Source organism: Tropicibacter naphthalenivorans (assembly GCF_900176475.1).
Lineage (GTDB): Bacteria > Pseudomonadota > Alphaproteobacteria > Rhodobacterales > Rhodobacteraceae > Tropicibacter > Tropicibacter naphthalenivorans.
On sequence record NZ_FWXX01000005.1, the window covers coordinates 319,282 to 328,186 of the forward strand.

Annotated in this window: 2 protein-coding genes and 1 pseudogene; 2 read left to right on the forward strand and 1 reads right to left on the reverse strand. The window is 64.4% G+C overall.

The features are described from left to right. Nucleotides 1-52 precede the first annotated feature (52 nt). Complete coding sequence (locus B9A11_RS13170) at nt 53-6,340, forward strand: M10 family metallopeptidase C-terminal domain-containing protein (protein ID WP_058248496.1); 6,288 nt, start codon at nt 53-55, stop codon at nt 6,338-6,340. Between the two features lie 144 nt (nt 6,341-6,484). After that, nucleotides 6,485-8,569, forward strand: a complete 2,085-nt coding sequence (locus B9A11_RS13175; protein WP_058248497.1) for a methyl-accepting chemotaxis protein — start codon at nt 6,485-6,487, stop codon at nt 8,567-8,569. Between the two features lie 19 nt (nt 8,570-8,588). Here the strand turns inward: B9A11_RS13175 and B9A11_RS13180 are convergent. Beyond that, a pseudogene (locus B9A11_RS13180) lies at nt 8,589-8,905 on the reverse strand (transposase); the annotation flags it as partial.

Consider the following 8,905-nt stretch of genomic DNA (forward strand, 5'->3'; position numbering starts at 1 on the left):
CAAAGGTTAACGCCGTTTTGGGGCGGTTAAGACAAGGTTTGGGGCAGGGCACGTGACAGTTTATTACATCGGCACACATGGCAGCGACAGCAACGCGGGCACGCAAGACAGCCCCTTGGCGAGCATCGCGGCGATTGCGAACCAGTTGCAGCCCGGTGACACGGTTTATTACCTGTCCGGCACCTATCAGAACGCGACTTATGGCGCGGTGGATGCCACCGGCGCGCGCGAGATCTGGAAGGACAGCAGCGATACGATCTTCAAGCTGAACAACGTGCATGGCACCGCTGACGCGCCCATCACCATCGCCCCTGCGCCCGGCGCGCAGGTGACCTTGCAATATGACGGCAACGGCGCGGTGGTGCTGCGCGGGTCGAGCCATATCGTCGTCCAAGGCTTTGATATCGAAGGGCCGGGGGCGAGCTTTGCCAGCGATGCAGACGCGATGGCCGCCGCGGCAGAGGCCCAGTGGACTTACCGCATCCCGGACGGGCAGGGCGGTTTCACCTATCACGAGCGCATCGATGAGACGACCACCCAGACCGACGATCTGGCCGACATCAGCGGGCTGGACACGGAAAAGCCCTTGCTCTGGAACGCGCCGGCGATTTCCTTGCCCAACGGCAGCCATGACATCACGATCCAAGGCAACACCATCCACCACAGCGCCGCCCATGCGGTGTCGGGGCATGGCGGCAACGACCGGATCACCGTCTCGGGCAACACCATATTCGAGAACAATCACTACACTTCGAACGGCACCCACGCGATTTCCTTTAAAGGGGCCGAGGACGTGGCGGGCGGCGATCACCAGATCACCATCACCGGCAACCATCTGTATGATAACTACAATTTGCTGATTTCCTGGGTCGCCTCGAAAACCAAGGTGACCATGCACATCGACGAAGGCAAAGGCATCCACTTGCAGGATCTGACTGCCGAAGGCGGGTGGAGCGGCGAGGTGCTGGTGGCCAATAACCTTGTGGAACGCTCTGGCAATGCGGCGATCACCAGCAACAACGCGCAAGGTCTGCGGGTGCTGTTCAACACGCTGATCGACGCAGGTTACGTCAACCGGCTGATTGCGCTGAACGGCGAGGCGGGCTCTGTCTATCAGGGGTATTTCTCGGGTCAGTTCAAGGGCGTGTCCATCGCGCCAGAGGACTTGGCGGATATGGTTGGCCATGTGGGCGTTGCGGCGGGCGGTATCCGCATCGGCGGGACGGAAACGGACCGGCTGGAGATCATCAACAACCTGATTTCGAACGGCGATTCCACGCTTTGGGCGGTGGACGCCGCCGCCAGCGCCACCAGCGCCACGACCACCATGGCGGGCAATATCGCGGCGGGCACGCGCGGGGTCTTGCTGCGCTCTGGCGATGAGGCTTTGGCGCAGGGCGTGCGCTTGATGGACGACGCAGGCTTTGTTGATGCGGCCAGCGGCGACTACCGCCTGACGCCGGACTCGCCCGCTCATGAGGCCGCCATTGTAACGCCAGAGACAACCCAGATCGCCTATGACATGGACGGGGTGCAGCGCGCGCCCGCAGGCTGGGACGTGGGCGCCTTCGAGGCGGTGGCGATCACCGCGGGCACCGATTACACGCTTGACCCCTCCAGCCCAGAGGCGGGCCTTGCGGGCACCAATGCGGACAATGGCAAGCCGATCTGGTCGGCCACGGAAACGGCGGCGCATATGGTGCGCGGCTGGGGCACATGGGCCGATCACGCCGCCGATCTGAGCGACGGGATCACCATCACCTACAGCTTTGATTCCGCGTATTTCAACGACACGGGCGAGGCCTTTGACCCCGCGAACCAGGCGCATGTGCGCGAGATCCTCGCCTATTTCGCAGAGCTGGCGAACATCCAATTTGTCGAGGTCACCAGCGCCGATCTGGACCCCGGTGAGAGACCGAACATCACCTACCAGTTCGAGATCGGCACCACCAACGGCGGCGGCTGGGCGCATCTGCCGTCCCCCGGTGGCGGCATCGTCAATATCGGTCATGTCTCTTGGGAAGACGAGGCAGCGCCCGGCAACGCAACCTGGCGCGTGATCATGCACGAAACCGGCCATGCGCTGGGGCTGGAGCATCCGGGCGAGTACGGCCTGAGCAACACCGGCTACGCGGGCGAGGCCGACCACTGGAACGACACCGGCCAGTATTCGATGATGTCCTATTGGGGCGCGGATAACACCGGCGGCGAGATGGGGGACCGCAGTTCGGCGCTGATCCACGATCTGCTGGGCTTGCACATGCTGTACGGGGCCAACACCGCCACCCGCGCCGGGGACACGGTGTACGGCTTCAACAGCACCGCCGGGCAGTTCTATGATCTGGACGCCAACGCCGATCTGTCCTTTGCCATCTGGGATGGCGGCGGCATCGACACGCTGGATATGTCCGGCGCGGCAGGCAGCATCCGGGTGGACCTGCGCGAGGGCGGTTTTAGCTCTGGGGCGGGGCTGACCAATAACATCTCGATCGCCTATGGCGCGCAGGTGGAACACGCGGTGGGCAGCGTCTATGCCGATGACCTGCGGGGCAACGGTCTTGATAACGATCTGCGCGGCGGCTGGGGCAATGATCTGCTCGTCGGCAGCTATGAGACGGCCTTGGATCTGGGGCGGCATGACTTTACCGGCGTGCAGATCAACCACGACCCGCTGGAGCGCGGGCAGTACCTTGTGGCAACCGATTTTAGCGATTTGTCCGGGGCCGGGGGCTTTACCCTTGAGATGATGGCGCAGATCACCCGCATTCCCTCCGATAGCGTGGTCTTTGCCTCTTATGCGTCCGAGCTGCGCACCAACGATCTGATCTTCGAAGGCCAGCGCGATGGCGTTCTGACGGTGACTATCGGCAATAAGACGATCAACACCGATATTCTCACGCGCAGCCTGGTGGACGGGGAGCCGCACCGCCTGTCGCTGGCGTGGGATCGGCCCAGCGGTGCGCTGACGGTCTATGTGGACGGCACCCCCGAGTGGAGCGGCACGCATCAGGCGGGCTATCGCATCGGCGGCGGCGGGACGCTGATCTTTGGTCAGGAACAAGACGCGATTGGCGGGCGCTTTGACGACGGGCAGCTGTTCCAAGGCACTTTGGGCGACATCCGCCTGTTCGATCACGCCCTGACGTCCCAGCAGATCGCGGAGACGGCCTTTGACGTGGTGGACGGCGCGCAGGCGGGGCTTTTGCACAATTGGCGCAGCGATGGTCTGAGCGCCGGGGCTGCGCCCGGCCAGCTGGCCGATCAGGCCACCGGGGCCGCGTCGGTCAATCTGACGGCGCTCTTGGGCGCGACCTTTGAGGTGTCGCAAAGCTCGCAGTACCAGGACAACGTCGCGGCCCATGTGCTGGACGGTGACCCAAGCACCGCGAACCACACCTATAACGGGGGCGATGAATGGTTGTCTGTGCGCTTTGGCCAGCCGCTAAGCGTGGATTTCGTCGAGTTGGTCAACCGCGACAACAGCGGGCTGCGCCTGCTTGGGGCCACGGTCAGCCTGCTGGATGAAACCGGGGCCGCGGTCTGGACCTCTGCGCCGATCACCGACACCGCCAGCGGCGACGTGCTGCGCCTGTTCCCCGATGCGCCGGTGATGGCGGCGGGGCTGCGGGTGGACCAAGACGGCAACTACCTGCACCTGGCAGAGGTGAACGTCTTTGGCGCAGTCCCGACGGGCGATTTCCATCCTCTGGTGGATTTGACCGCCGAACACGCGGCGGGGCTGACCGTCTCGCAAAGCTCGGTCTACGGGGGCAATGACGCGGCGCAGGTGATCGACGACGACCCGGCCAGCTTTAACCACACGCTCAACAGCGGCGATGAGTGGCTGCTGCTGGAGTTCGACCAAAGCGTCGAGATGGCGATCATCGAGATCGTCAACCGCGACTCCTCTGGGGTGCGGCTGGACGGGGCGACGGTCAGCGTGTTGGACGAGGGCGGCGCGGTGCTGTGGACCTCTGCGCCGATCTCTGGCGCGCTGTCGGGGCAGACCGTTCGGATCGAGCCGCCTTGGGGGCTGATGGGCGCGGCGGTGCGCGTCGCGCACGACAGCAACTACCTGCACATCGCCGAGCTGAACGTCTTTGGCCCTTCGGCCCAGACGCAGACTAACCCCAGCGCACCGCTGCCCGCGGGCACTGACCTGACGGTGGTAGGCGGCGCGCTGGCCTTTGATACCACGCCAGAGCCGCTGCCGGGCAGCGACAGCGACACCTTGCGCGGCGGCGAAGGCAACGACACGCTCTTGGGCGGGCTTGGCGATGACCTGCTGATCGGTGACGGGGCCGACCTGCGGGCCACGCCCGAAGACTTTGACCTCATTGGGGTGTCCGGCGCTGCCGAGGTGTCGCTGTCCACCACCGGCTTTCCCACCGGCTCGTTTACCATCGAGTTCCTCTGGCAGCAGACTGCGCTGGTGAATCAGGCCTATGGCTTTGCCTTCCCCGGTCTGTCGCTCTATCGCTATGACAGCGGTGTGGTGTCGATCATGTTCTGGAATGCCTCGGAACAGGACTGGAGCTATGCGGCCATTCCCACCACCATGACCGACGGCGATCTGCACCGGATTTCGCTGTCTTACGACGACGCGTCGGGCCATCTGGGGATTTATATCGACGGGGCTCTGGCGGGCAGCCGCGACTTTACCCCCGGCACGCGCGGGGTGCCCGCCGATGGCACGATCCGCTTCCGGGACGAAGGCTTGGTGGGTGATGTGCGCCTGTATGATCGCGCCCTGACGGGGGCCGAGATCGCCGCCACTTGGGGCAATTCCCTAAGCGCCCCTGATGGCATCACCGGGCTGGTGGGCTATTGGACCGCCGGCAACGGCACGCTCGAAAGCGGGCTGAGCGGCGGCGCGGACATGACCGCCAGCGGCACGACCACCGGCCAAGGCGCGCTTTGGGCGATTTCCCACGATGACGCGCTGTCCGGTGGGTCCGGGGCCGATACGCTGGACGGCGGGCAGGGCAACGACACGCTGGACGGCGGCGACGGGGCCGACCTGCTGGATGGCGGCGACGGCGACGACACGCTGATCGGCGGGCAGGGGGATGACACCTTTGTCGGCTCGGCGGGCAGCGACAGCGTTGACGGCGGGGCGGGGGACGACCATCTGCTGCTGTCGGGCACATGGGCCAGCCACACGGTGCGCTATGATGGCGGCGGGGCGTGGACCATTGGCGGCGCGGCTGCGGTGGCGGTGCTGGGCGTCGAATGGCTGAGCTTTGACGATCAGCGGGTCTCGGCGGTCATGGCGGGCTCGACCAGCGCGTCTGGCGGTGACGACTGGATCAGCCTGAGCGGGGCGGGGCAAGTGGATGCGCTTGGCGGCAACGATCTGCTCGACGGCAGCGGGTTGGCCGATCGTCTTGACGGTGGCACGGGCCAAGACACCATCCGCGCCGGGTCGGGCAGTGACACGGTCCACGGCGGGGCGGGCAACGACAAGCTCGACGGGGGTCATCTGGCCGATACGCTGTACGGCGACGACGGCGACGACACGCTCGAAGGCGGCTATGGCGACGATCTGATCGACGGCGGCGCGGGCTATGACATCGCGCTGTATGCGGGCTTTGGCGGCAATATCGCGGTGAATCTCAACCTGTTCGGCGCGCAGGCCACCGGCGGCGCGGGCGTTGATACCTTAACGGGGATCGAAGGCTTGATCGGCGGCGATTACGCCGACCGCTTTGTCGGGCGCACCGATGACAGCTGGCTGGCCGGGGGCGATCATGCCGACACGCTGGTGGGCCTTGGCGGGGATGACACGCTGGCGGGGCAGGCGGGGCACGACAACCTCAACGGCGGCGCGGGCGACGACACGCTTGATGGCGGCGAAGGGCGCGACGTGCTGCTGGGCGCGGCGGGCACCGACACGCTGGTCGGCGGCCTTGGCGACGACCAGCTGCGCGGTGGCAACGGGTCGGACAGGCTGATTGGCGGCCTCGGGCGCGATGTGCTGATCGGCGGCGACTTCGTGGCGGGCGGCTTTCCCGGCGACGGGGCTTTGGACGTCTTTGTCTTTGAAAACGTGGCGCAATCGCAGCGCTTTGGCGCGGGCCGGGACATCATTCGCGACTTTGAGGACGGCATCGACCTGCTGGATTTGGCGGGCATCGACGCGGACCACACGGTGGCGGGCGACCAGGCCTTTACGCTGATCGGCGACGCGCATTTCTCTGGCACGGCGGGTGAATTGCGGGTGGTGAACACGGCGGCGAGCACCCTTGTTTACGGCGATGTGGACGGCGATGGCGCTTCGGACTTCGACCTGTTTATGAACGGCCTTTTGACCCTTGGCGCGGATGATATCCTGCTCTGATTTGAGGCCGCTCAAAACGCCCAGAATTTGGGCAATAAAACTGTCCTCAATCTTACGGATTAGAGGCGCCGATTTTGGCCGCTGTTAAGGGTTTCTGAAAGGCAAGGGGCTAGACCTCAGGTCGGATCTGAAAGAGGACTCGACATGCCCCTGCGCCTTATCATGGTACTCGTCATTGCTCCGATGCTGGCCGTTACGGCCTATTTTGTCGCGCTGGATATGCGCGCAAATCAGCGAGACATTCAAATCGCCACCGGGGTCAGTCAATTGACCGTCACGGCCGAAGCGTTTTCCGATCTCGCGCATGAGCTGCAAAAGGAACGGGGGTATACGGCCGGGTTCATTTCCTCCGGCGGCAAGAATTTCGTCAATGAGCTGCCCGCGCAGAGGGCGGAAACCGACGCGGTGCTGGCGGCCCAGATCGCGCGCGGCCAAACCGGGGCCAGGGCCAAGGTCGAGGGACTTGCAGCGCTGCGCACGGCGATTGATGCAGGCGAACGGACGGTGCCCCAGGCGGTCAAGACCTACACCGGCTTTATCATGGCGCTGCTCGACAGCTCGCATCCCGGCAACAACGCGGCGGAGGGGGTCGATATGCAGTCGCTCTTGCTGGCGCGGTCCTTTGTCTCTACGGCCAAGGAACTGGCCGGGCGCGAGCGGGCCATGGGCGCCACCGGGCTGGGCGGTGGATTTTCCCCCAGTGTTCTCAATGGCTTCCAAAGCAATGGGGCCGGGCAGCTGACCCTCTTGACCGAGGCGGACAAGCTGCTTGGCGGGGCCGGGTTGGTCGCTGAGGTGCAGGCAACGCCGGAATTCGCCGCGATTGATGCGGCGCGCAAAACGGTCCGAGACGGGGTTGAAACAGGTACCTATGGCGATCTGATCGCGTCCGATTGGTTCAAGCTGTCGACTGCCTGGATCGACATGCTGCGTCAGCAAGAGTTGGCGCTCGCCGATCAGATCAAGACACGCGCTGCCGCGGACGAGGCGTCGGCGCTTGGCCGGTCGCAGTCGGTGTTGATCACGGCGCTGGTGGCCACGGCGCTGTCGCTGGCCTTTGCGATCTTCAACTTCGACGGGCTGATCCGCCGCATCAACTGTCTGCGCAAGGCGGTCGAGGGGATGACGCGCGGCTCTTATGAGGCGTCTTTGGGCCGCACCGAGGGGCGGGATGAACTGACCCGGATGGCGCGCGCGATCCATGACTTCCGCGATGAAAGCCTGCGGATGCGCGATTCTGCCCAGGCGCTGGAGGCAGAGCAGACCCGCAGGGGCACCGAGCAAGAGACCGTCATGGCGCTGTTCCGCGCCAAGCTGGCCCAATTGGCCGAGGGCGATCTGACCAATCACATCAAAGAGGATGTCCCGGACAGCTACGCCGAGATGCGCGATGACTACAACGCGGCCGTCACTCAACTGCATGACACCATGCAGCGGCTGATTTCTTCGGCCAATGTCATCGGCCAACACGCCCGCGGCATCCGGGGCGCGTCCGACAGCCTGTCGCATCGCACCACCAGTCAGGCCGCCACCTTGGAAGAGACGACAGCGGCGCTCGAACAGGTGTCGGCCTCGGTGCGCATGGCCGCCGAAGCGGCGCAGAACGTCGACGGGGTCACCTCCAAGGCGCAGGGCGATGCCTCGTCCAGCAGTGAAGTGGTCCGGCAGGCGGTGTCGAAAATGGGAGAGGTCAGAAAGTCCTCGGACAACATTGTCGGCATTATCGACGTCATCGACGATATTGCCTTTCAGACCAACCTCTTGGCGCTCAATGCCGGGGTTGAGGCTGCGCGCGCCGGTGAAGCGGGCAAGGGCTTTGCCGTGGTCGCCAGCGAGGTGCGCCAACTGGCGCAGCGGGCGTCGGAGTCGGCGGCGCAGATCAAGGAACTGATCGGCACCAGCGCGGATCAAGTGTCTAGCGGGGTGGCGATGGTCGAAGAGGCCGGTAGCGCCCTGGAACTCATCGTGGGTCATATCACCAACATCTCGGCCTTGGTCGGCGATATCGCGCGCAGCGCCCAAGAGCAGTCGGTTGCCATTTCGGAAATCAACAATGGCGCGACAAATCTGGATCAGGTGACCCAGGAAAACGCGAACATGGCCAACCAAATGCAGTCCTCTGTCTCTGCCCTGTCGATTGAAACCGATATGCTCGAAGAGATGACCGCGCGGTTCAAGGTCCAAGACGGAGCAGCAGGGGAATTCAACGCACGGGCGGACGCGGCCTAGGCTCAGGACTCATTTCCATTCATAGCCAGAAGATGACGATGGCGGCGAGAGCGATGGCTGAGAGAAAGATGACCGGGTTTCGGTCGTAACGCGTCGCGACCCGTCGCCAGTCTTTCAGTCTACAGAACATGATCTCGATCCTGTTGCGGCGGCGGTAGCGACGCTTGTCCACTGCCCGGCAGGGTATTGCGCAGCAATGTCCCGAGAGGGGTATTTTACGGGTGTCTTGCGGCTTTTCCTGCCTAGTATACAGGCGCGTATCTTCTTGTCCTGCAACGTTTCCGTGAACCAGTCGGCATCGTAGCCTCGGTCCGCCAGAAGCCACTTGGCCGAAGG

What these genes read in the sequence shown, in the direction of transcription:
- B9A11_RS13175 (WP_058248497.1), top strand. Translation starts at nt 6,485, where the DNA reads ATGCCCCTGCGCCTTATCATGGTACTCGTCATTGCTCCGATGCTGGCC.